Origin of the sequence: Micromonospora sp. NPDC007220 (assembly GCF_040634035.1) — a bacterium.
In the GTDB taxonomy this organism is placed as follows: Bacteria; Actinomycetota; Actinomycetes; order Mycobacteriales; family Micromonosporaceae; genus Micromonospora; species Micromonospora reichwaldensis.
Genome location: NZ_JBEYEU010000011.1, coordinates 131,946 through 154,095 on the forward strand (window position 1 = coordinate 131,946; position 22,150 = coordinate 154,095).

The 22,150-nt window shown below is 75.1% G+C and carries 19 protein-coding genes and 1 pseudogene; 13 read left to right on the forward strand and 7 right to left on the reverse strand.

Translation table 11 applies throughout. The features are described from left to right. Positions 1-123 precede the first annotated feature (123 nt). From ABZ573_RS20585 to ABZ573_RS20595, 3 genes are all read left to right on the forward strand, one after another. Positions 124-525, forward strand: a complete 402-nt coding sequence (locus ABZ573_RS20585; protein ID WP_151457883.1) for a hypothetical protein — start codon at positions 124-126, stop codon at positions 523-525. An 85-nt stretch (positions 526-610) separates the two neighbouring features. After that, positions 611-2,704, forward strand: a complete 2,094-nt coding sequence (locus ABZ573_RS20590; protein WP_327028668.1) for an amino acid transporter — start codon at positions 611-613, stop codon at positions 2,702-2,704. A 172-nt stretch (positions 2,705-2,876) separates the two neighbouring features. Further along, complete coding sequence (locus ABZ573_RS20595) at positions 2,877-4,433, forward strand: hypothetical protein (RefSeq protein ID WP_358119961.1); 1,557 nt, start codon at positions 2,877-2,879, stop codon at positions 4,431-4,433. 117 nt (positions 4,434-4,550) lie between these two features. Here ABZ573_RS20595 and ABZ573_RS20600 read toward each other — a convergent pair whose 3' ends face one another. From ABZ573_RS20600 to ABZ573_RS20625, 6 genes are all read right to left on the reverse strand, one after another. Further along, a complete protein-coding gene (locus ABZ573_RS20600; protein ID WP_357576306.1) occupies positions 4,551-5,510 on the reverse strand; it encodes a TIGR03557 family F420-dependent LLM class oxidoreductase in 960 nt (319 codons plus the stop codon). 459 nt (positions 5,511-5,969) lie between these two features. Continuing rightward, positions 5,970-6,176 carry a hypothetical protein gene (locus ABZ573_RS20605; RefSeq protein WP_091630565.1) on the reverse strand — a complete coding sequence of 69 codons (207 nt, stop codon included), beginning with the start codon at positions 6,174-6,176 and terminating at the stop codon, positions 5,970-5,972. A 349-nt stretch (positions 6,177-6,525) separates the two neighbouring features. Beyond that, positions 6,526-7,713 (reverse strand): helix-hairpin-helix domain-containing protein, encoded by a 1,188-nt coding sequence (locus tag ABZ573_RS20610; RefSeq protein ID WP_358119966.1) that lies wholly within the window; start codon positions 7,711-7,713, stop codon positions 6,526-6,528. A gap of 268 nt (positions 7,714-7,981) precedes the next feature. Further along, positions 7,982-9,331 carry an NAD(P)/FAD-dependent oxidoreductase gene (locus ABZ573_RS20615; RefSeq protein WP_327028665.1) on the reverse strand — a complete coding sequence of 450 codons (1,350 nt, stop codon included), beginning with the start codon at positions 9,329-9,331 and terminating at the stop codon, positions 7,982-7,984. A 15-nt stretch (positions 9,332-9,346) separates the two neighbouring features. Continuing rightward, positions 9,347-9,697, reverse strand: coding sequence for a TcmI family type II polyketide cyclase (locus ABZ573_RS20620; protein WP_151456453.1), 351 nt, complete (start codon positions 9,695-9,697; stop codon positions 9,347-9,349). Positions 9,698-9,820: 123 nt separating this feature from the next. Further along, entirely contained in the window at positions 9,821-10,630 is an 810-nt protein-coding gene (locus ABZ573_RS20625; RefSeq protein ID WP_151456454.1) for a BTAD domain-containing putative transcriptional regulator, read from the reverse strand. Positions 10,631-11,043: 413 nt separating this feature from the next. On the opposite strand from ABZ573_RS20625, the gene ABZ573_RS20630 reads away from it, so the two are divergent. The 10 genes and pseudogenes from ABZ573_RS20630 (at position 11,044) to ABZ573_RS20675 (ending at position 21,432) form a co-directional block, all read left to right on the forward strand. Next, positions 11,044-11,382 carry a TcmI family type II polyketide cyclase gene (locus ABZ573_RS20630; protein WP_151456455.1) on the forward strand — a complete coding sequence of 113 codons (339 nt, stop codon included), beginning with the start codon at positions 11,044-11,046 and terminating at the stop codon, positions 11,380-11,382. Then, the gene (locus ABZ573_RS20635; RefSeq protein ID WP_327028664.1) at positions 11,379-13,100 is read left to right on the forward strand and encodes an acetyl-CoA carboxylase carboxyltransferase subunit alpha; all 1,722 of its coding nucleotides are present in this window, start codon (positions 11,379-11,381) and stop codon (positions 13,098-13,100) included. The genes ABZ573_RS20630 and ABZ573_RS20635 overlap by 4 nt, the downstream gene beginning before the upstream one ends. 374 nt (positions 13,101-13,474) lie before the next feature. Next, a pseudogene (gene accB, locus ABZ573_RS20640) lies at positions 13,475-13,897 on the forward strand (acetyl-CoA carboxylase biotin carboxyl carrier protein); the annotation flags it as partial. Positions 13,898-13,910: 13 nt separating this feature from the next. Beyond that, complete coding sequence (locus ABZ573_RS20645; RefSeq protein ID WP_358119972.1) at positions 13,911-15,290, forward strand: acetyl-CoA carboxylase biotin carboxylase subunit; 1,380 nt, start codon at positions 13,911-13,913, stop codon at positions 15,288-15,290. Next, entirely contained in the window at positions 15,287-16,012 is a 726-nt protein-coding gene (locus tag ABZ573_RS20650; protein ID WP_358119975.1) for an SRPBCC family protein, read from the forward strand. Before ABZ573_RS20645 ends, ABZ573_RS20650 begins: the two co-directional genes overlap by 4 nt. Continuing rightward, on the forward strand, positions 16,005-16,409 hold the full coding sequence (locus ABZ573_RS20655; protein WP_151456459.1) for a cupin domain-containing protein: 405 nt from the start codon (positions 16,005-16,007) through the stop codon (positions 16,407-16,409). Before ABZ573_RS20650 ends, ABZ573_RS20655 begins: the two co-directional genes overlap by 8 nt. 55 nt (positions 16,410-16,464) lie before the next feature. Then, positions 16,465-17,739 carry a beta-ketoacyl-[acyl-carrier-protein] synthase family protein gene (locus ABZ573_RS20660; protein ID WP_327028661.1) on the forward strand — a complete coding sequence of 425 codons (1,275 nt, stop codon included), beginning with the start codon at positions 16,465-16,467 and terminating at the stop codon, positions 17,737-17,739. Beyond that, entirely contained in the window at positions 17,736-18,983 is a 1,248-nt protein-coding gene (locus ABZ573_RS20665; RefSeq protein ID WP_151456461.1) for a beta-ketoacyl synthase N-terminal-like domain-containing protein, read from the forward strand. Before ABZ573_RS20660 ends, ABZ573_RS20665 begins: the two co-directional genes overlap by 4 nt. 83 nt (positions 18,984-19,066) lie before the next feature. Then, on the forward strand, positions 19,067-19,369 hold the full coding sequence (locus ABZ573_RS20670) for an antibiotic biosynthesis monooxygenase family protein (protein ID WP_151456463.1): 303 nt from the start codon (positions 19,067-19,069) through the stop codon (positions 19,367-19,369). Positions 19,370-20,046: 677 nt separating this feature from the next. Continuing rightward, complete coding sequence (locus tag ABZ573_RS20675) at positions 20,047-21,432, forward strand: class I adenylate-forming enzyme family protein (protein WP_358119980.1); 1,386 nt, start codon at positions 20,047-20,049, stop codon at positions 21,430-21,432. Here ABZ573_RS20675 and ABZ573_RS20680 read toward each other — a convergent pair. Further along, complete coding sequence (locus tag ABZ573_RS20680) at positions 21,363-22,148, reverse strand: 4'-phosphopantetheinyl transferase superfamily protein (RefSeq protein ID WP_358119983.1); 786 nt, start codon at positions 22,146-22,148, stop codon at positions 21,363-21,365. The genes ABZ573_RS20675 and ABZ573_RS20680 overlap by 70 nt on opposite strands. Between the last annotated feature and the right edge of the window lie 2 nt (positions 22,149-22,150).

Consider the following 22,150-nt stretch of genomic DNA (forward strand, 5'->3'; position numbering starts at 1 on the left):
GTACGCCCGCGCCATGAGTCACCCGGCCCGTCGGCCCGCCGCCCGACCCCGTCCCCGGCCCGTCGCCCCGCCCCGTCCCGCCCGACCGGGCGACGCCCGCCCCACCACCCGGGGCGGCGCGCGATGACCGCCGAGGCGCACCGGTTCGCGTTCCGCTTCGACCCGGTCTTCCGGCCGGCGCTCGCGCTGGTGGGCGTCCGGCCGGCAACCGCCTGGGTCGGCGTCGACCGGGCCGAGCTGGTGGTCCGGTTCGGCCCGTGGCAACTGCGCACCGCCCGGGACAACGTCGTCGGCGTCGCGCCCACCGGGCCGTACCGCTGGTGGCGGGGGATCGGCGTGCGCCTCTCGCTGGCCGACGCCGGCGTCACCTTCGCCAGCAGCACCGCCGCCGGGCTCTGCCTGCGCTTCGCCGAGCCGGTGCCCGCCCTGCTGCCCGGCGGGTGGCTGCGGCACCCGGGGGCGACGGTCACCGTGGCCGATCCCGACGCCCTGGCCCGGGTGCTGGCCGCCCGCGACGGCGACTGAGCCGTCCCGGCTTCACCGTTCGGGCGGGCGGCCGGCCGGCGACCGCCTACGGTCGGGTCAGGACGGCCGAGGGTGGGGAGGGGGCATGCGTGACGAGCACGGGCCGAGGTCGCGGCGCACGCGTGGTCGCCGGCCGCCGCCCGCCGGCCCGCCACGGGACCTGCGCGCCGCCCGGGACCCCACCCGCCCCGGCGACCGCGCCGGGCGCCCGGTCGCCGTCCCCGAGGCGCAGGCCAGCCCCGCCCGGCCCGCCGCGCCGCTGAGCCCGCTGCGCCGGTGGCTGTTCGCGCACCAGGTGCAGCCGGTCGGCCCCGAGGCGGCGGAGGGGCAGGCCCGCTCGCGGGCGTGGTGGCAGGTCATGTGCCTGACCGGGGTGGACTACTTCTCCACCCTGTCGTACCTGCCCGGGATCGCGGCGGTGGCCGCCGGGGCGCTCTCCCCACTGGCCACCCTGCTCATCGTCGCGCTGACACTGTTCGGCATGCTGCCCATGTACCGCAGGGTGGCCCGGGAGAGTCCGCACGGGCAGGGCTCGGTGGCGATGCTGGAGCGGCTGCTGCCGTTCTGGCGCGGCAAGATCTTCGTGCTGGTCCTGCTCGGCTTCGTGGCCACCTCCTGGATCATCACGATCACTCTCTCCTCGGCCGACGCGACCGTGCACCTGCTGGAGAACCCGCACATGCCCGAGAGCGTCGGCGGCACCGGCGTGGCCGTCGGCGTCACCGTCGTACTGCTGCTCGTCCTCGGCGGGGTGTTCCTGCTCGGCTTCCGGGAGGCGGTCACGGTGGCCGTCCCGCTGGTGGCGGTCTTCCTGGCCCTGAACGCGCTGATCGTGGCGGACGGGCTGGCCGGGATCGCGGCGGACCCGCGGCTGCTGTCCGACTGGACCGCCGCGCTGACGGTCGGTGGTGGCCCGGGGGAGGTTGCGGTGACCGCCGTGCTGGCGTTCCCGCTGCTGGTGCTGGGGCTGTCCGGCTTCGAGACGGGGGTGAGCATGATGCCGCTGGTGGCGGGCGGGGGCGCGGACCGCGAGGCGCGGCTGGCGGCGCGGATCCGCAACACCCGTCGGCTGCTCACCACCGCCGCGCTGGTCATGTCGGTGTACCTGGTCTCGACCACCCTCGTGACCACCGTGCTGATCCCCGCCCGGGAGTTCGGGCCGGGCGGGGCCGCGAACGGCCGGGCGCTGGCGTACCTCGCCCACGAGCGCCTCGGCGAGACCTTCGGCACCGTCTACGACGTCAGCAGTGCGCTGATCCTCTGGTTCGCGGGCGCCTCCGCGATGGCCGGCCTGATCAACATCGTGCCCCGCTACCTGCCCACCTACGGGATGGCGCCGGAGTGGGCCCGGGCCGTGCGGCCGGTCGTGATCGTCTACACCGTGGTCAGCGTCGCCATCACCCTGATCTTCCGGGCCGACGTCAACGACCAGGCCGGGGCGTACGCCACCGGCATCCTCGCGATGATGGTCTCCGCCGCCGTGGCGGTCACGATCTCCGCGGCCCGCCGCCGGGAACGCGTCGCGGCCGGCGGCTTCGCCGTGCTCACCCTGGTCCTGCTGTACGCCCTCGCCGAGAACGTCGTCGCGAAGCCGGACGGCATCGCCATCTCCGCGCTGTTCGTCCTCGGCATCGTGGCCGTCTCGCTGGTCTCGCGGGTGACCCGGACCACCGAGCTGCGCACGGACCGGATCGAGTTCGACGAGCCGGCCCGCCGGTTCATCGCCGAGTCGGTGGCGCACGACGGCCGACTGCACCTCATCGCGCACAAGCGGGCGGGCGGCGCGGTCAAGGAGTACACGGTCAAGGAACGGGCGCAGCGGTCGATGAATCCCGTGCCCGGCGAGGGCGACATTCTCTTCCTGGAGATCGACGTGGTCGACCCGTCGGACTTCAGCCAGGTGCTGCGGGTGCGCGGCGTGGAGGTGGGTGGCTTCCGGGTGCTGCGGGCCGGCAGCCCGGCCGTCCCCAACGCCATCGCGGCGATCCTGCTGGCGCTGCGCGACGCCACCGGCGTACGCCCGCACGCCCACTTCGAGTGGTCGGAGGGGAACCCGCTCGCGCACCTGCTGCGCTATCTGATCCTCGGCCGCGGCGACACCCCGCCCGTCGTACGGGAGATCATCCGCAAGTCCGAGCCGGACCCCGCCCGCCGGCCCGGCATCCACGTCGGCGGCTGACCGCGCTGCGCTCCCTCGCCCCGGTCGAGGTGAATAGTCCGCTTATTCACGTTTGACGGACCTGCCCGATTCTCGTCCGTATCGTGACCTCCGGTGGCTGTCGCGACGTCAGCCGCCCCGCGTCCCGTTCGACGCGGCCGTGGCACGCATGCACGAGAGGCAGGGAAGCCTGATGACGACGTATCAAGGGGGCCGGCGGGCAGCACCACTCAGGCGGCGGTCGAGGTGGTTCTTAGCCGGCGGCCTCGTGGCGGGCAGCCTGGTGGCGGGGGCGGCCGGGCTCACGGATGGCGCCGCCTTCGCCGCCGACCGGGACATGCCGACCGCCTCGCCGACGCCGTCGCCGACGCCGTCGTCGTCGCCGTCGCGGTGGGCCGGCGACCACTCCGGTGAGCCCCGCGGCGACGCCGTCGAGGACCGTGACCAGGCGCGCGAGGAGCGGCGCGGCGGGCAGCGGGACGACCGCCCCGGACGGCCGGGCCAGGGGAACCGCGCGGAGGTCGCGGTGCCGTGCGACTCGACGAAGCTGATCTCGGCGCTGGTCCGGGCCAACGCCGAGGGCGGCGCCGACCTGCGGCTGGCGTCGAAGTGCACGTACGAGCTGACCCACGCCTTCCAGCAGCCCGACGAGTACGACGGCGGGATCCGCGACGCCCGGGAGACCGCCGACAGCGCCGAGAACCCCGGCGACGCCGAGGCGCCCCCGCGCAACCCGAAGCACGACCGGGCCGGGCTGCCCGTCATCTACCACCCGATCTCCGTCCGGGGCGAGGGGGCCACCATCGTCCGGAACGGGCACGCCGAGGCGTTCCGGTTCTTCACCGTCCGCGACGGCGGGGAACTGACGCTCTCCGACGTCGTACTCCGCAACGGCCTCTCCGCCGCCGAGGGTGGCAGCATCCACATCGTGCACGGCGCGTCCGCCGTGGTCGAGCGCACCACGATCGTCGACAGCACCTCCCTCTCGGCGGAGGGGGGCGGGGGCGGGATCTTCAACGACGGGCACCTGGTGGTCACCGGGAGCACGTTCGTCGACAACCACGCCGCCGGCACCGCGGGCAAGGGCGGGGGCCTGCTCAACGGTGGCGTGCTGAGCCTGGAGAACTCGCAGTTCCGGGGCAACAGCGCCGTCGCGTACGGCGGCGGCTTCGCCAACTACCGGGGCGCGGCAGAGGTGCACTCGAGCACCTTCGCGCGCAACAACGCGGCGCAGGGCGGCGGCCTCGCCAGCTTCTCGGCCCGTACCCGGGTCGCCGACACGAAGGTGGTGGGCAACACCGCCCAGACCGGCGGCGGCATCGCCAACTCGGACGCGCTGATCTTCCTGCGCGGCCTGGAGGTACGCGACAACACCGCCACGGGCAACGGCGGCGGCATCTCCACCGTCCAGGGCCTGCTCCCGCTCGACGACAGCATCGTGTCGGGCAACACGGCGCGCGGCTCCGGCGGCGGCATCCACGCCCAGAAGTCGAACGTCCTGCTGCGCCACAGCGAGATCCACCGCAACCACGCCGTCGGTGCGAAGTCCACGGGCGGCGGCGTCTTCGCGTCGCAGGGCCGGCTCGCCCTGTACTCCAGCAGGGTGGCCGGCAACGTCGCCACCGTGAAGCCGAGCGGCCTCCTCGTCGACAAGGCGCAGGTCAAGGTCGACGACGAGACCGACATCATCGACAACGAGCCGACCAACTGCGAGGGCAGCCGGGTGCCGGTCGCGAACTGTTTCCGGTGACCCGCCGCGGGCCGTCCCGGCCGGGCCGGCCCGCCCCGCCCGGGGCGCGTCTGGCATCGCCGGCGATCATCGCGATCGCGGCGGAGGGTGCCGGACGCGCCCCGCGCGGCGTACGGCTCAGCCGAGGGCGCGCAGCCGGGCGGCGAGGTCGCCGGCGAAGAAGTCGAGGAAGCCGTCCGGGTCGGGGCCGGCGTTCTGCAGCACCACGTGGTCGTAGCCGGCCTCGACGTACGGGCGGACGGCCGCCACGTGCGCCTCCGGGTCCGGCCCGACGGAGAACAGTTCCCGGACGTGCCGCTCCTCGACGTACGCGCTGGCGGCGTCGAAGTTGACCGGGTTCGGCAACTCGCTCATCACCTTCCAGCCGGTCACCATCCACCGGCTGGTCTCCAGCACCGCCCGCACGGCCTGCTGGTCGTCGGTGGCCCAGGCCATCGGCACCTCGGCGTAGCGGGGACCGTCGCCACCGGCCTGCCGGTAGTGCTCGACGATCGACGCCTTCGGCTCGGTGACGAACAGGCCGTCGCCGAGTTCCGCCGCCATCGTGGCCGAGGACCGGCCGCTCGCGGCGACCGCGATCACCGGTGGGGTCTCCGGCAGGTCGAAGATCCGGGCGTCCTCCAGGTGCAGGTGCTTGCCCTCGAATGAGTGGTAGCCGCCCTGCCAGAGCAGCCGGATGATCTCCAGCGCCTCGCGGAGCCGCTCGTGCCGGCCCCGTACGCTGGGAAAGCCCTGCCCCACGACGTGCTCGTTGAGCCGTTCCCCGGCCCCGACGCCGAGGGTGAACCGGCCGTCGGAGATCAGCGCCAGGGTCGCCGCGGCCTGCGCGATGATCGCCGGGTGGTACCGGACGGTCGGGCAGGTCACCCCCGTCGCGAGGCCGATCCGTTCGGTCTTCGCCGCGACCGCGCCGAGCACGCTCCAGGTGAACGACGAGTGCCCCTGCGTGTCGAGCCACGGGTGGAAGTGGTCGCTCATCTCGACGAAGTCGAAACCAGCCTGCTCGGCCCGGACGGCCTGGCGGATGATCTCCTGCGGTCCGTACCCCTCCGAGGCGAGCTTGTAGCCGATCCTCATGCCGGTGCTCCCGTCCCGTGCGGCGCTGGTGGCGCAACGCCGGTTCCCGTGGCGGGGGTCGACAAACGTCGGGCGGCGCGGGACGCTACCCCCGATGACCCAGCCTCCTAGGACGCCCTACGCGGCGTGGCGTACCGCGCGCCGTCCTGGATGGGCGTGGAAGGCGAACCACCCGCCGGCCGGCAAAGGCGGCCCCCGACGGCCGGGCGGCCGTGCCGGCGTCGGGGCGGGCGCGGTGAGCGGGGCGTGGGGCGGACCCGGCCTTTGGGCGAGCCCATCCGTATCGCCGTCCCCGGCCCGGCAGATTCGGGGCTGACGAGCGGGACAGGCGGCGGCCGAGAGGCCCCGGCAGGCCCGGACCGGCGTCGGCACGAGGAGCGGAGTCGGGGAGCCGGCGTGGCGTACCCCGGACACGGCTCGGCCCGCGCCCGGAGTGGGCGCGGGCCGGAGGAGTACGTCCTACTTGGACGGCTGGGGCAGTTCGCAGTCGACCTTCGGGTTGGCCCCGATGTAGTTCAGCGGCCCGGCCACGATGGTCACCAGGATCGTGCCGGCCTCGGCGCAGTTCGTGTCGTCGCCGCTGTAGTAGCCGCGCTGTCCGGCGGCGACCGCGCCGATGATCAGCCAGATGACGACCAGGACTCCGAATATCGACGTGCCGCGCATCGCTGCCTCCGCAAGGGTGTGGTGGATCGAGGTGCTGGGCGTTGTACCCAATCGCGATGAACGGCTAACGGTGCCGCCGCCGAGGAACCGGCGCGCGGACGTCCGACAGTGGGCGGACGGGCCGCAGGGGGCGGTGGTGGCGTGCGTGCGGGGCCGGGCGGCTGGCCGGCGCCGGCGCGGGCCTTTGCGCCGTCATCTCCTCGCGTTTCGGCCCCGAACGCCGACATCGCGGCGCCCCGTGGTCGGGGCGCCGCGATGTCGGCGACGGCGGATCGGTCGTGCGGCGGTGCCCGATCCGTTCGGGTACCGCCGTCCGGCGCCGACGGGGGAACGCGGCAGGCGACGCCGGTCAGGCGTCCGCGCCGCCCACCGGGGTCGGCAGGGCGGCGGCCGCCTCCTGCGGGGCGCCGGCGAGCACCTTCGCCTGCTGCGGCCAGGTCGCCAGGCTCGGCGCGGCCCGCAGCCCGGCCGCCCGGATCGTCTCCCGCAGGGCGGCCTCGTCGAGCTCCGCCAGCTGCCGGTACGTCCGGATGCCGGCCGCCTGCAACGCCGCGGCCATCTTCGGGCCCACGCCCTGGATCCGGCGGAAGTCGTCGGCGGCGTCGGAGTCGGTCGCGACCGGGGCGTCAACCTCGCCGCGCGGCGCCGGCACGACCACCGGTCCGGCCGGAACGACCACCGGCTCGGCCGGCGCGTCGGCCGGCGTCGACTCCGGCTCGTCCGTGGTGGCGGCGGCCGTGGCCGGCTCGACCGTGGTGGCGGCGACCGGGGCCGGCTCGATCGGCGTGGCGCGGGTCGGCTCCGGCTCGGCGGGTGCGTCGGCCGGCTCCGGCTCGACGGCGGAGGCGGCCACGACAGCGGGCTCGGCCGGACCGACGGCGGTGGGGACGGGTGCGGTCTCCGGCTCGGCCGGGGTCACGCTCGTCGGCGCCGAGGTGGCGGCGGCCGGGACGGGCTCCGCGTCGGCGGCGGGAAGGGCTTCCGTCGCGGCGGCCGGGAGGGGCTGTGCGTCGGTGCTCGGGGCGGGCTCCTCCGCCGGTCGGCGGTCGACCGGGCCGGTCACCTCGGCGGCCACCGGCAGCACGACCTCGTGCCCCGGCCGTACGTCGGTGGTGGTGGCGGCCGGGACGGGTTCGGCGTCGGGCGCCGGCACCGGGTCGCCGGTCAGCGCCATGTCGGCCGGGTCGACGTCGTCGGCCCGGGACGCGTCGGCCGTGACGACCGTGGCCTTCGGGGTGTCGGTGCTGCCCGGGTCGGCGTCGGTCGGGGCGTCGACCCCGGGCGCGGTGGGGACGCGGTCGGCGACCGCCTCCGGCGCGGGGTCCACGGTCACCTCGGGGCGCGCTTCGTCCAGGGTGGCGACGGGCGGGGGGTCGACCACCACGGCGGTCATGCCGGCGACCGGGTCACCGTCCACCATGGGCGAGCCGTGGGTGGCGACCGCCGCGTCCCGCCGGCCGCGCCCGAACCAGCCGCCCGCCAGACCCACCAACAGAGCCACGATCAGTATCAGCCAGTGCCCGAAAGACCACGCCACGGCAAACCTCCCTATCGTTCATGTCCGGAAACCCGCGAGAAAAACTCGCCGCAGCTTCGCACACGCCCGACGAGGCCGACAGGCAGGACCGGGTGCCCGCCGTGGCGGCGGGACGGGTCGCGACGGGCGGTGTTCGCCGGGGCGACGGAGGGTCGCCGCGTCGGCGTCCGCGTCCGCGCCCGTGGGCGGTGGGCGGTGGGCGGTGGGCGTGGGCGGGCAGGCGGGGACCCCGGCGCCCGCTGGCGGCGCCGGGGTCCCGGTCGGACGGTCAGTCCTCCTCGCCCCGGTAGCTGTAGAAATCGTCGACGAACCGCCGCGCCAGCCGGGGTACCCGGCTGGTGACGCCGAAGTAGCCACGCGCGCCGAGCAGCGCGAGCCGGCCCACGACCGGCTTGTACATCCGGTCGTCCCCGCTGGTGCCGCTGCGGTTGAGCGAGTCGGCGACCCGGGCGAACCCGTACGGCACCATCGCGGCCTCGTAGTCGGCCACCGCCTGGAGCAGCGTCTTGTCTCCGGTGGCGGCCAGCCGCAGCTGGCGGCAGAGCAGGGCGGCGTCGCGCAGGGCCGTGTTGGCGCCCACCCCGCGTCCCGGCGTCATCGTGTGGATGGCGTCGCCGAGCAGGGTGACGGTGCTGCTCTTCCAGGGCGGCACCGGCTCGCTGGTGGACACCCTGATGGGCAGGGCGCTGCCCGGGTCGCTGCGGGCGAGCAGTTCGCGCAGATGGGGGTGCCAGTTTCGGGTGAGTCGCAGGGCGAGCAGGACCAGGTCCTCGCCGCGCAGCTGCATGACGTCGCTCGGGAAGCGGCGGGCCGTGCTCCAGACGACCAGGTTGATGTTGTCGCGGGTGTTGTCGTGGCGCAGCCCCGGCCAGCCGCGCAGCAGCTCGGCGTCGGCGGGATCGACGCCGGGCTTGAGCGCGCCGTCGCGGTCCCACTTGAACTCCATCACGTGCAGCACGCCCATCATCCCGCCGGTGCCGAAGATCAGCGAGATGCCCTGTTCGATCCGCTCGGGCAGCAGCCCCCGGGTGTGCGGGGTCAGGGGGATGCGGGTGGCGATGTTGATGGTGCCGGCGTCGCGGGTGACCGCGTGCGGCAGGTACTGGCGGCGTACCGCCGAGTGCGTGCCGTCCGCGGCGACCAGCAGGTCGCCGGTGGCGGTGCTGCCGTCGGCGAAGTGCGCGGTCACGGTCCCGTCGTCGCGTTGGTCGTACCGGGTGAAGGCCTTGTCGAAGTGGACGACGTCCTCCATGCCCGTGAGCAGGACCTGGCGCAGGGTCATCCGGGCGACGGACCGTTCGGTGTTCACCGGGTCGGTGTCCGGCCGGAGCGTGAACGAGGCCGTGCGCCGCATGCCCTGGGTGATGACGTTGAAGTAGCGGGGGGAGCGGGCGCAGGTGGCGAGGTAGACGTCGAACAGGGCGGGCGGCAGGCACTCGCGCAGCGCGCGGCTGCCGGTCGGCCCGATGCCGACCCGGTAGCCGAGCAGCCCTTCGCCGCGGGTGCGGTACCGCTCGTAGACGGCGACGCTGATGCCGGCACGGCGCAGGCCGTGCGCCAGGCACAGCCCGCCCGTGCCGGCCCCGATGATCAGGACGTGGGGTGGTCTGGACGACATGGCGACCGCCCCCGTTCAGCCGGCCGGGTGCGACGACGCCGCCGCGTCCGCGGCGTCCCACCGGTAGAAGCAGCCCGCGATGGCGTCGCGCGGCGAGCGCCAGGTCGGCAGGTACGGCGTGGTGTGCGCGGAGAGCCGCTCGTTGACCTGGCGGTAGAGCGGGTGGTTGCGGGCCTCGGCCAAGGCGTCCGGGGCCACGTCGGCGGTCTCCATCAGGTGTACGCACAGGTCGTGCAGGCAGTACAGGGACCGGTGACGGACCCCGGTGAGGGCGGGTAGTTCGGTCGCGTCGGACTCGGCGAAGATCTGCGCCACCCGACCCTCCGCGCCCGGGATGATCCTGCTGACGATCAGTAGACGGCTCATGGGACCCCTCTCGCCGGTGGCGCTCCGCGACCATGTCGCAGACCACGGACTGTTGTGCGGCCCACCGTGCCCCGGCGACTGTCACCTGTCCGTCACTCGCCCCGCCGCGCCGGTGACGCCGCCTCAGCGCGCGCGGGGCGCGATCCGGTTGGCCGGCGGCCGGCGGGGCCCGGCCGGGGCGGTACGGGTGGCCTCGCGGATCGGCGCGAGGGTCTCGTCGAGCAGGGCGGTCATCGCCGCCGAGGGCTCCAGCCGCAGTTCCCGCAGCAGCAGGTCGCGGTAGACGTAGAAGGCGTGCACGGCCTCGAAGGCGTTGCCCTCGGCGAGGTGGATGCGGACCACCAGCCGGTGCGGCGTCTCGCGCAGGGGTTCGGCGGCCATCGCCTCCAACGCGGCTTCCAGTGCCGCCCCGTGGCGGCCCGCCGACAGGTGCTGGCCGGCCAGTTCCTCCAGCATGTGCAGGCGCAGTTGGCGCAGCCGTTCCCGGTCGGCCAGCACCCAGTCGTCGTACCAGCCGGGGAGCAGGTCGTGGCGGCCGGCGGCGAGCGCGGCGGCGGCGCAGGGATCGTCGCCGTCGCGTACCCGCGCGGCCGTGCCGACGAGCGCGTCGACGTCGATCCGGACGGCCGGGGCGAGGGCGACCGTGTCACCGGAGGTGGTGATCGGGCAGCAGGGGTCCTGGCGCAGCCGCCACAGCGCGGTCCGCAGGGACGACAGCGCACGGTCCTCGGGCGCGTCCGGCCAGAGCAGGCCGGCCAGGTTGCTGCGGGTGGCGCCGGGGCGCAGCCCGATCAGCGCGATGACGCGTTGCAGGCCGCGCGGCACCACGACCGGGGCGTCGCCGTGCAGCAGCCGGAACCCGCCGAGCAGGTGCAGGGAGATCTCGGCGTCGGCCCGGCAAACGGTGGTCGGCGTCGATCGATCAGCGGCCACGGCGGCACCCCCTGCGGAACGCTCGTCCCGACTCGTCTGCTGTCCCCGGCGCGGCTGCCCATGACCCCACTGTCGGATCGCTCCGCCGCGGCACGGCGTCGCACACCGCGGCCGCCGGGCTGACCGTGACGAAGATTATCAATAGTGGTCACTCTCGGTCAATGTCTTGTCCAGGATGGCGCTTGCCTGTCGGCGTCCACGAGAACCCTTCCGAACTGCGGATAGTCCACACCGGATGATCGGTGCCGCACAGCGGGTGCACAGCTGGCGTCAACGCAGCGTCACGAAAGCTGCGTCGCCGCTCGGCGGTCGCTGGTGACGCCGTCGTGACGCCCGGGGCCGGATCGTGTCGCCAGTCGTCCGGCTAGGCGCCGTCGTCACCGACGCCCGATGCCGTGGAGGGAGGCCCGTCCATGGACCGTTCGCTGATCGTCGCGAAGGTGGTGCCGAGCGCCGAGGCGCGCGTCGCCGAGATCTTCGCCGACTCCGACGCGACCGAACTGCCGCGCCTGGTCGGGGTCCGGCACCGGTCGCTCTACCGACTCGGTGACCTGTACGTGCACCTGCTGGAGACGGAGTCGCCGGGCGGGACAGCGGTCGAGGCGGCCCGGGGACACCCCGAGTTCGCCAGGGTGAGCGCCCGGCTGCAGCCGTACGTGTCGCCGTACCTGCCGACGTGGCGGGAGCCTCGCGACGCGATGGCCCGCTGCTTCTACCGCTTCGACGCCGCGCCCGTCGGGCGGTCGTCGTGACCGCCACCGCGCCCCGCGAGGGGCAGCTCTGGTCCCGCTGCGGTGGCTGCGCCACCCTGCTCTACCGCAAGCGGCTGCGGCGCAACCTCGACGTCTGCCCCGAGTGCGGGGCGCACGCCCGGGTCGACGCGCCCGAGCGGCTGCTCCAGCTCGTCGACCCGGGGTCGTTCACCGCCCTGCCGGAGCGGCCGGCCGAGGTCGACCCGATCGGCTTCGTCGACCTGCTGCCGTACCCGCACCGGCTCACCGCGGCGCGGGCCGGCACCGGGCTGGCCGAGGCGGTCGTCTGCGGCACCGCCACCGTCGGGCGGCAGCCGTGCGTGCTCGCCGTGATGGACTTCCGGTTCCTCGGCGGCAGCCTGGGCTGCGTCGTGGGGGAGCTGATCACCCTGGCGGCGGAGCGGGCCCTGACCGACGGGGTCCCGCTGGTCCTCGTCACCGCCTCCGGTGGGGCGCGGATGCAGGAGGGCGCCCTGTCGCTGATGCAGATGGCCACGGTCAGCCAGGCGATCGCCGCGCTGCGGGAGGCCGGCCTGCTCACCGTCAGCGTGCTCACCGACCCGACGTACGGGGGCGTGGCCGCCTCGTTCGCCACCAACACCGACGTGGTGCTCGCCGAGAGCGGCGCGCGGATGGGCTTCGCCGGCCCCCGGGTGATCCGGCAGGTCACCGGCCGGGACCTGCCGGAGGGCTTCCAGACCGCCGACTTCCTGCTGCGGCACGGCCAGGTCGACATGGTGGTGCCCCGGCACGCCCTGCGGGGCCGGCTGGTGGCGCTGCTCGCCGCCGCGCGGGCCGGGCGGCGGCCGGCGGCGCGTCCCGGCGTACCCCGGCAGGAGCCGTCGCCGCTCGTGGCGTGGCCGGCCGGCGGCGCCGCCGCGACGACGGCGCCGGGCCCGGGCGGCGACGCCTGGGAGACGGTACGGCTGGCCCGGCACCCGGGTCGTCCGACCACGCTGGACTACCTGGAGACGGCGTTCGACGGCTTCGTCGAGCTGCACGGCGACCGGCTCGGCGCGGACTGCCCCGCCGTGGTGGGCGGGCTGGCCCGGCTCGACGGCCGGCCCGTCATGGTCATCGGCCACCAGAAGGGGCACACCACCGCCGAGCTGGTCGGGCGCAACTTCGGCATGGCCAGCCCGGCGGGGCACCGCAAGGCGCTGCGGCTGATGCGTCTCGCCGCCCGCCTCGGCCTGCCGGTGGTCACCCTGGTCGACACCCCCGGGGCGGATCCCGGCGTGCGGGCCGAGGAACAGGGCCAGGCGGCGGCCATCGCGGAGACCATCCTCGCCCTGACCGTGCTGCCCACCCCCGTCGTCGCCGTGATCACCGGCGAGGGCGGCAGCGGTGGTGCGCTGGCGCTCGCGGTGGCCGACTCGGTGCTCATGCTCCAGCACGCCGTCTACTCCGTGATCAGCCCGGAGGGCTGCGCGGCGATCCTCTGGCCGGACCGGGGCGCCGCGCCGCAGGCGGCCCGCGCGCTGCGGCTCACCGCCCCCGACCTGTGCCGGCTCGGGATCGTCGATGACCTCGTTCCCGAGCCGGCCCCGGCCGCCCACCACGACCCGCAGGCCGCCGCCCGGGCGCTGCGCGAGGCGGTGCTGGCGCACCTGCTGCCGCTGCTCGACGTGCCGCCCGCGACGCTGGTCCGCCGCCGGCGGCAGCGCTTCCGGCGTTTCGGCGCCGCCCGCCTCGGCGCCCGGGCGGGTGCCCGGTGAGCGCCGGCGGGATCCGGGCCGCCGTGCCGCCGGCATCCGGCCTGGAAGCGGTCTTCACGGTGCCGACACCCGGCACCCGGACGGCCCCCGACGCCCACCTGACGTCGCAGGCGTACCCCACGCCCGGCCCGCATCCCACGCCCGACGCGGGCCGGTCGTCCGACGCGGCGCGGTCGTCCGACGCGGCGCGGTCGTCCGACGCGGCGCGGTCGTCCGACGCGGCGCGGTCGTCCGACGCGGCGCGGCCGTCCGACGTCGAGCGGGCCGCCGGCCCGGTGCCGGCACCTCCTCCGCATCCGTCGCCCGGCGTCGCGCGGGCCTCCGGCGTGGAGGCGGCCTCGGGCGCGGAGGCGGGGCAGCGGGTGGACACAGTGCTCGCCGGGCTGCGGCGGCACGCCCGGCACCTGGTGGCCGAGCTGCCCGGCCCGCTGCGGCGGATCAGGCTGTGCGGCGGCGACACGGTGCTGGAGGTGGAGTGGCACGCCGTCCCGGCCGGGACCGCCCCCGCCGCCGCCACGGCGAGCCCGGCATCCCCGCCGGCCGCCGCGCCACCGCAGGGGTACGCCGTGCGGTCGCCCATCGTCGGCACGTTCTACCGCGCGCCGGAGCCGGGCGCCGCGCCCTTCGTCGCCGTCGGCGACCTGGTCCGTCCCGGGCAGGTCATCGGCATCGTCGAGGCGATGAAGCTGATGAACGAGGTGACCGCCGACCGAGGTGGCCGGGTCGTCGAGGTCCTCGCCGCCGACGGCCAGCCGGTCGAGTACGACCAGCCGCTGGTCGCGCTGGACCCGGCGTGAGGGGCAGGACGCGATGTTCGAGAAGGTCCTGATCGCCAACCGGGGGGAGATCGCCCTGCGGGTCCTGCGCGCCTGCCGCGAGCTGGGCGTGCGTACGGCGGTGGTCTACTCCACCGCGGACGCCGACTCCGCCGCCGTGCGCCTGGCCGACCAGGCCGTACGGATCGGGCCGGCGGCCAGCCGGCGCAGCTACCTCAACGCCGCCGCGATCGTGGAGGCGGCCCGGCAGGTGGGGGCGCAGGCGGTGCACCCCGGCTACGGGTTCCTCTCGGAGGACGCCGACTTCGCGGAGATCTGCGCCGACAACGGCCTGGTCTTCATCGGCCCGCCGCCGGAGGTGATGTCCGTGCTGGCCGACAAGTCCTCGGCGCGGGCGCTGATGCGCCGGGCCGGGCTGCCCCTGCCGCCGGGCAGCGTCGCGCCGGTGCCCACCGCCGCCGCGGCGGCGGAGGTGGCCGCCGAGGTGGGCTACCCGGTGATCGTCAAGGCGGCGGCCGGCGGTGGGGGCCGGGGCATGACGGTGGTCGCCACCCCGGCCGAGCTGCCCCGGGCGTACGCGCGGACCCGGGCCGCCGCCCAGGCCGCCTTCGGCGACGACCGGGTGTACGTGGAGCGGTACCTGACCGGTGCCCGGCACGTCGAGGTGCAACTGTTGTGCGACTCCCACGGCAACGGCGTGCACCTGGGCACCCGGGACTGTTCGGTGCAGCGCCGCCACCAGAAGCTGGTCGAGGAGGCGCCCGCCCCGGCACTGTCGGCCGGCATCGGAGAGGCCATCGCGGAGTGCGCCCTGCGCGGTGCCCTGCACGCCGGCTTCACCGGCGCCGGCACCGTGGAGTTCCTCGTCGACCCCGACGAACGGTTCCACTTCCTGGAGATCAACTGTCGGATCCAGGTCGAGCATCCCGTCACCGAGATGATCACCGGGATCGACCTGGTGCACGAGCAGCTGCACATCGCCGCGGGGGTGCCGCTGCGCCTGCGGCAGGAGGACGTCCGGTTCCACGGGGTGGCCATCGAGTGCCGGGTCAACGTGGAGGACCCGGACCGTGGCTTCGCGCCGACGCCCGGCCGGCTGGAGCGCTTCGTCCCGCCCGGCGGCCCGTTCACCCGGGTCGACACGCACGGCCACGCCGGCTACCTGTTCGGCCCGCACTACGACTCCCTGCTGGCCAAGGTGGCGGTCTGGGCGCCGGACCGGGAGCTCGCGCTCAACCGGCTGGAGCGCGCCCTCGACGAGTTCGACATCGCCGGCCCCGGGGTCCGCACCACCATCCCGTTCGTCCGGCGGGTGCTCGACGACGCCGGGTTCCGCAAGGGCCGCTACTCCACCGGCCTGGTCGAGCAGTTGCTCGCCGGCCCGCCCGACGCACACCACAGGAGGCTCCGATGACCGTCACCCATGGCCGTCCGCTGACCGCCGAGATCACCGACATCCTGGTGGCCAACTGCGGGCTGGACGCCGACGCCGCCGCCCGCGCCCCGGCCGCCTCCCTGGAGGAACTCGGCATGGACTCCCTGGCGCTGCTCGAACTCTCCGCCGTGGTCGCCGACCGGTGGCAGGTGCAGATCCCCGAACAGGCCGGGCAGCTCAGCATCACGGGCGTCGCCGAGCTGGTCGCCCGCCAGGCCGACCAGCCCGGGCACACCGAGAACAGCGTGTTCATCGCCGCACCGCTGCCGCTGGTGTGGGACGTCACCAACGACGTCGCCAACTGGCCGCAGCTGTTCACCGAGTACGCCCGCGCGGACATCCTGCACCGCGACGGCGACACGGTGCGGTTCCGGCTCACCATGCACCCCGACGAGAACGGCACGGTGTGGAGCTGGGTCAGCGAACGTACCGCCGACCCGGTCACCCGGCAGGTCGACGCCCGGCGGGTGGAGACCGGGCCGTTCGAGTACATGCGCATCCACTGGCGCTACACAGAGGAGCCCGGCGGAACCCGGATGACCTGGGTGCAGGACTTCGCGATGAAGCCCACCGCGCCGGTGGACGACGCGGGCATGACCGACCGGATCAACGCCAACAGCGCGGTGCAGCTCGCCGTCATCAGGGAGAAGATCGAGCGGCTCGCCGGCGCCGGCCGGGCGACGGGAGCCGGCGATGAGTGAGCGGACCCTGCGGCTGGTCGCCGCCGCCGACGTCGCGCCCGACGGCCGCCGCGGCGGCGAGCTGCGGGTGCTGCTCGGCCCCAAGACCGTCGGCAGCACGTCGGGTTTCATGGGGGTGGCGACGCTGCGCCCGGGGGAGCGGATCGCGGAGCACTACCACCCGTACAGCGAGGAGTTCCTCTACGTCGCCCGGGGCACGATCACCGTCGACCTGGACGACGAGCCGGTGCCGCTGGCCGCCGGAGAGGCGCTGTTCGTGCCGCGCAACGTCCGGCACCGGCTGCGCAACACCGGCGACGAGCCGGCCGAGGTGGTCTTCCACCTCGGACCGCTGGCGCCCCGCCCCGAACTCGGTCACGTGGACACCGAGCTGGTCGAACAGCGAGGCGGATCGTGAGCGTGAGGAGTGAGCCGGGGTTGCGAGCCCCGCAGTCGCGAACAGAGGTGACGCCGTGAGCGGGCGCCGTACGGTGGTGACCGGCGTCGGGGTGGTCGCCCCCGGCGGCGCCAGCCGGGACCGGTTCTGGAAGACCATCACCGAGGGGCGTACGGCGACCCGACGGATCACCTTCTTCGACCCGTCGGCCTTCCGCTCCCAGATCGCCGCCGAGTGCGACTTCGACCCCGTCGCCGCCGGCCTCACCGCAGAAGAGCTGCGGCGCGCCGACCGGTACGTGCAGTTCGCCCTCGCCTGCGCCGCCGAAGCCCTCGCCGACGCCGGCCTGGAGCTCACCGACGCCGAGCGGGACCGCACCGGCGTGGTGCTCGGCACCGCCGTCGGCGGCACCACCGCCCTGGAGCAGGAGTACGTCACGGTCAGCGACACCGGCCGCCGGTGGCTGGTCGACGCCGGGCGCGGCGGCCCGTACCTCTATCAGGCGCTCGTGCCCAGCAGCCTCGCCGCGGACGTGGCGTGCCGGCACGGGCTGCACGGCCCCGCGCAGGTGGTCTCCACCGGCTGCACCTCCGGCATCGACGCGATCGGGTACGCCCACCAGCTCATCGCCGACGGCGAGGCCGACGTCGTGCTGGCCGGGGCCGCCGACTCGCCGATCTCCCCGGTCACCGTCGCCTCGTTCGACGCGATCAAGGCGACCAGCCCGGACAACGACGACCCGGCGCACGCCTCCCGCCCGTTCGACGCCGACCGGCACGGCTTCGTCCTCGCCGAGGGGGCGGCGGTGCTGGTGCTGGAGGAGGCCGGACACGCCGCGCGCCGCGGCGCGCACGTCTACTGCGAGGTGGCCGGCTACGCCAGCCGCAGCAACGGCTACCACATGACGGGGCTGCGGCCCGACGGGCTGGAGATGGGCCTGGCCATCTCGGCCGCGCTGAAGCAGGGCCGCATCGCCCCCGAGCAGGTCTCTTACATCAGCGCCCACGGCTCGGGCACCCGGCAGAACGACCGGCACGAGACCGCCGCGTTCAAGCGGGCGCTGGGTCAGGCCGCGTACGGGGTGCCGATCAGCTCGATCAAGTCGATGGTCGGGCACTCGCTCGGCGCGATCGGCTCGATCGAGATGGCCGCGTGCGCGCTGGCCGTGGAGTACGGCGTGGTGCCGCCGACGGCCAACTGGAGCACCCGCGACCCGGAGTGCGACCTGGACTACGTCCCGAACGAGGCGCGGGAGCTGCCGGTCGACGTGGCGCTCTCGGTGGGCAGCGGGTTCGGCGGCTTCCAGTCGGCGATGGTGTTCCGCCGGCTGCCCGGGCGGGTGCTGCCGTGACCGCGCGGGCCGTGGTGACCGGCATCGGCGTCGTCGCACCCAGCGGGATCGGCGTGGACGCGCACTGGCGTACCGTGCTCGCCGGCACCCGCCGCACCGGGCCGATCACCCTCTTCGATCCCGCCGGCTATCCCACCCGCCACGGCGGGGAGGTGCCCGGCTTCGACGCCGCCGCGTACGCCGACAACCGCCGGCTGGTGCAGACGGACCGGTGGACGCACCTCGGCTTCGCCGCCACCGGGCTGGCACTGGCCGACGCCGGCCTGCCCGAGCGGGCCCCCGACCCGTACGGCTATGCCGTGACGCTGGCCAGTTCGTCGGGCGGGAACCTGTTCGGGCAGCGGGAGCTGCAACGGCTCTGGGGCGGGCCGTCGCGCACCGTCGGGGCGTACCAGTCGATCGCCTGGTTCTACGCGGCCAGCGTCGGGCAGCTCTCCATCCACCACCAGTTCAAGGGGCCGTGCGGGGTGCTGGTCGCCGAGAGCGCTGGCGGGCTGGACAGCCTGGCGCACGCCGCGCGGGCCGTCCGCCGGGGCACGCCCGTGGTGATCGCCGGGGCGACCGAGTGCCCGCTGAGCCCGTACGCCCTGGCCTGCCAGCTGCGTTCCGGCCTGCTCAGCGACGTGGCCGACCCGGAGCGGGCCTACCGGCCGTTCGACGCCGCCGCCAGCGGCTACCTGCCCGCCGAGGGCGGCGCGGTGTTCGTGGTCGAGGAGTTGGGCCACGCGCTGTCCCGGGGCGCCCGCGTGTACGGCGAGGTGACCGGCTGGGGCGCCACCCACGACGCCGTCCACACCGGACCGGACACCGCCGGCGACCCCGGGCAGTACGCCCGCGCCATGCGGCTGGCCCTGGACCGTGCCGGCGTCGGGGCGGAGACGGTCGACGTGGTGCTGCCCGACGCGCTCGGCGTCCCCCGCTACGACCGCAGCGAGGCCGTGGCGCTACGCGCCGTCTTCGGCGACCGGCCGCCCCCGGTCAGCACCCAGAAGCCGCTGACCGGCCGCGCGCACCAGGGCGGCTCGGCACTGGACGTGGCCACCGCGCTGCTCGCGTTCGGCCACGACACGCTGCCGGCCTCCGCCGGGCCCGACGAGGTGGCCGAGGGCTGTGAGCTGGACTTCCTGCGGGAGCACCGGCGACCGCGCAGCCGCCTGGCGCTGGTCTGCGCCCGCGGCTTCGACGGTTTCAACAGCGCGCTGGTCCTGCGTGGGGCCGCGCCGCAGAGAGGAGTGACGCCGTGAGCGAGCAGGTCACCGGTACGACGCCCGTCGGGTCCCGGGTCGGGGCGCAGCGGACAGCCGACGCGAACGGGCAGCGGGCTCGGGTGGTGTTCCTGGTACGGGTACCGCAGGAGCGTACGGAGGCGTTCCTGGCCGCGTACGAGGAGGTCCGGCACCTGGTGGCCGGGGGCGTTGCGGGGCACCTCGTCGACCAGGTCTGCCGGTCGTCGGCCGACCCGGAGCAGTGGCTGATCACCAGCGAGTGGGCGAGCCTGGCCGACTTCGAGGCGTGGGAACGCAGCCCGGAGCACCGGGACCTGGTCCGGCCGATGCGGCAGTGCTTCACCGACGCCCGGTCGCTGCGCTTCCTCATCCACGCCCAGACCTCCGCCACGTCCCGCACCTGAGCCCGTCTCCGGCGCGAGCCCCGCGCCACACCGCCTCGGCTGTCCTACCCTCCCGACTGTCCCCGCCATCCGGGCTGGCCCGCGGTCCCGTCGCACCGTCTCTCGGCTGCACTGCCCCTTCGCTGGCTGTCTCGCCCGCCAGTGAGGGGCAGCGACGCGGTGGGCTGTTCACCTGCTGGCCGCACGGGACGAGTGGAACACCAGGGGTGTCAACGACAGCCGGTGACACCCCTGGTGTTCCACTCGTGCGGTGGCACGCGGGCGTGTCGCCCCGTGGACGTGCGATCCGCCCACCGCCCCGCGCAGCCGCACCGTCCGCCCCGGCCCGTCGGCCGTCGCGCACCGGCCCGTCGGCCGTCCCACTCCGGCCCGTGCGGCCGTTCCGTGCCGGCCCGCTCGTGTGGCCGTACCGGCGCGTCTGAAGACCACCATCGGCCGTCCGGTGGGCGTGCCGCGCCGTAAATACGACGGGTCATCCGGCGGATACCCTCAGTCGACGTACACGCCCGATCCTGCCCGCCGAACCGGTCGTGGGCAATCCGGCCGGCCGCCCTTTCTGATCTAGCCATTTGCATCTAGCTATGCATCCGGACGGCGTCGTAAGGTTCCCCGCAGCACCCCGACAGGCACACCTTATGGGCGGTTCCGCCCTTATTGAGGCTGGGCGGTGAACGGTAGTGGCGACGGGAAATCCTGCGGCGACAGACCCGCTCTGGGTTGACGAAATCCTGCTCGAAGGCCGTTCGACCGACATTTGTCTCCGACTTCCCGAACCGGTCGACCGGGGCACCCTGCGGCGGCTGGTGACCGACGCGCAGGCTCGCCTCGGCGCCGCCGGACTGCGCCCCGGGGGCGCCGCCGCGCTGCGGATGCCGCCCTCGCTGGCGTACGTGGTGAACCTGCTGGCCACCTGGCGCAGCGGGGCACAGGCGATCCTGCTCGACCACCGGCTCACCGACCACGAGGTCGACCGGGCACTCGCGCGGCTCACCCCGCAGGTGGTGGTGGCCCCGGTCCGCACCGGCGGCGGCGGACTGCGGATCTTCGTCGACGTGACGGAGGGCGTCACCGCGTACGCCGACCGCCCGGCGGTCAGCGGGCACGCGGTGATCCAGCTCAGTTCCGGCTCCACCGGACCGTCCAAGGTGATCGGCCGTACCGCCGCCGACCTGGTCGCCGAGGTGCGCCGCTACACCCGCATCGACGGCGTGGCGCTGCCCGGCGAGCGGATCGTCCTGCTGCCCTCGATGGTGCACGTGCTCGGCCTCGTCGGTGGCCTGCTCTACGGCCTGCACGCCGGCGTCGAGCTGGTGCCGCCGGAGCGGCTCGCCGGCGACGCGGTGCTGGCCGCGATCGCGGGCGACGACTCGCCGGCCACGGTGCTCGGCGTGCCGTTCCACATCGGACTGCTCGCCTCCACCCGTCCCACCGGGCCGCTGCCGCAGTTCAAGCGGATGACCACCGGCGGCGAGCTGGTGCCGGCCGCCGTGGCCCGCGCCTTCACCGACCGTCACGGCGTGCCGCTGGGCAACATGTACGGGATGACCGAGGTCGGCGTCATCGGCACCGACCTGCACGGCCGGCACCGCCCGTCCATCGCCCCGGCGCCCGGAATCGAGGTCCGCGAGGTCGACGGCGAGCTGTGGGTGAGCTGCCCCGCGTCGCCGTACGTCGGACTGAGCGACCCCACCCGCTGGGCCGACGGCTGGCTGCGCACCCGCGACGCGGGCGTCGTGCACCCGGACACCGGCCTGGTCACCATTCGCGGGCGGCTCGACTCGCAGGTCTCCGTCGGCGGTCTGAAGGTCGACCTGACGGAGGTGGAGGCGACCGTCGCCGAGCTGGCCGGCGTCGCCGCCGCCGTGGTCGTCTTCGACGGCGGCATCACCGCCTACGTGCAGCCGGACGGGCCGCTGTCGGAGGAGGTGCTCGACAAGCTGATCGCCGAGCGGCTGGCCGGCTACAAGCGCCCCCGCACCCTGCGTCTGGTGGATCAGCTGCCGCGTACCACCACCGGCAAGCTGGTCCGCTCGACCGACGCGCTGCGGGCAGCCGCCACGTGAGCGCTGCACCGCGCGGCCCCGACCGCCCCGTCCGATCCGACCGGCACCGTGCCGACCCGCGCCGCCCCGACCGGTACCGCCTGGACCAACACCGCCCCGACCGACACCACGTGGACCGGCACCGCCTCGCCGGCGACCACCGCGACCGCCAGGACCAGGCCCCCACCCACGCGGGGATGCCCGACGCGCAGGCGCCCGCCGCGAGGCACCGACCGCAGCGCCCCGTCGAGGTCATCCGGCACCGGCATGAGCCGCCGCAGACCGCCGCCGCGCAGCCCCGTCCCGAGCGCCTTGCCCACGGCCTCCTTCGCCGTCCACAGCCGCAGGAAGTCGCGGGCCCGCCCGTCGGCGTCACGCCCCGCCAGCCACGCCGCCTCGGCCGGCGCGAACCATCGCCCGGCCAGCGCCAGCGCGGGCAGCGGACGGCACCACTCCACGTCGATCCCCACCGGGCCGGCCGCCCTGGCAGCGACCGCGACCACGCCATCGGCCCGGCTGACGCTGACCGGAAGCTCCACCCGGGCCCCCGCGCCGGGCACCGTGACCAGCGGACGCCCGTCGCGGCCGTGCTCCACCACGATCTCCGCCTCCGTGCGGCCGAGCAGCGCGGCACCCGCGCGCCGCAACAGCCGCCCGGCCGGGAGCGGCCGACCGCCGACGCCCCGGCCGATCCACACGTACGCGGTGTCCCGACCGGGCACCGGTAACTGGCTCACGG

Coding starts and splice junctions, on each gene's coding strand:
- ABZ573_RS20585 (WP_151457883.1), top strand. CDS start 124: ATGACCGCCGAGGCGCACCGGTTCGCGTTCCGCTTCGACCCGGTCTTC.
- ABZ573_RS20590 (WP_327028668.1), top strand. CDS start 611: ATGCGTGACGAGCACGGGCCGAGGTCGCGGCGCACGCGTGGTCGCCGG.
- ABZ573_RS20595 (WP_358119961.1), top strand. CDS start 2,877: ATGACGACGTATCAAGGGGGCCGGCGGGCAGCACCACTCAGGCGGCGG.
- ABZ573_RS20600 (WP_357576306.1), bottom strand. CDS start 5,510: ATGAGGATCGGCTACAAGCTCGCCTCGGAGGGGTACGGACCGCAGGAG.
- ABZ573_RS20605 (WP_091630565.1), bottom strand. CDS start 6,176: ATGCGCGGCACGTCGATATTCGGAGTCCTGGTCGTCATCTGGCTGATC.
- ABZ573_RS20615 (WP_327028665.1), bottom strand. CDS start 9,331: ATGTCGTCCAGACCACCCCACGTCCTGATCATCGGGGCCGGCACGGGC.
- ABZ573_RS20620 (WP_151456453.1), bottom strand. CDS start 9,697: ATGAGCCGTCTACTGATCGTCAGCAGGATCATCCCGGGCGCGGAGGGT.
- ABZ573_RS20630 (WP_151456455.1), top strand. CDS start 11,044: ATGGACCGTTCGCTGATCGTCGCGAAGGTGGTGCCGAGCGCCGAGGCG.
- ABZ573_RS20645 (WP_358119972.1), top strand. CDS start 13,911: ATGTTCGAGAAGGTCCTGATCGCCAACCGGGGGGAGATCGCCCTGCGG.
- ABZ573_RS20650 (WP_358119975.1), top strand. CDS start 15,287: ATGACCGTCACCCATGGCCGTCCGCTGACCGCCGAGATCACCGACATC.
- ABZ573_RS20655 (WP_151456459.1), top strand. CDS start 16,005: ATGAGTGAGCGGACCCTGCGGCTGGTCGCCGCCGCCGACGTCGCGCCC.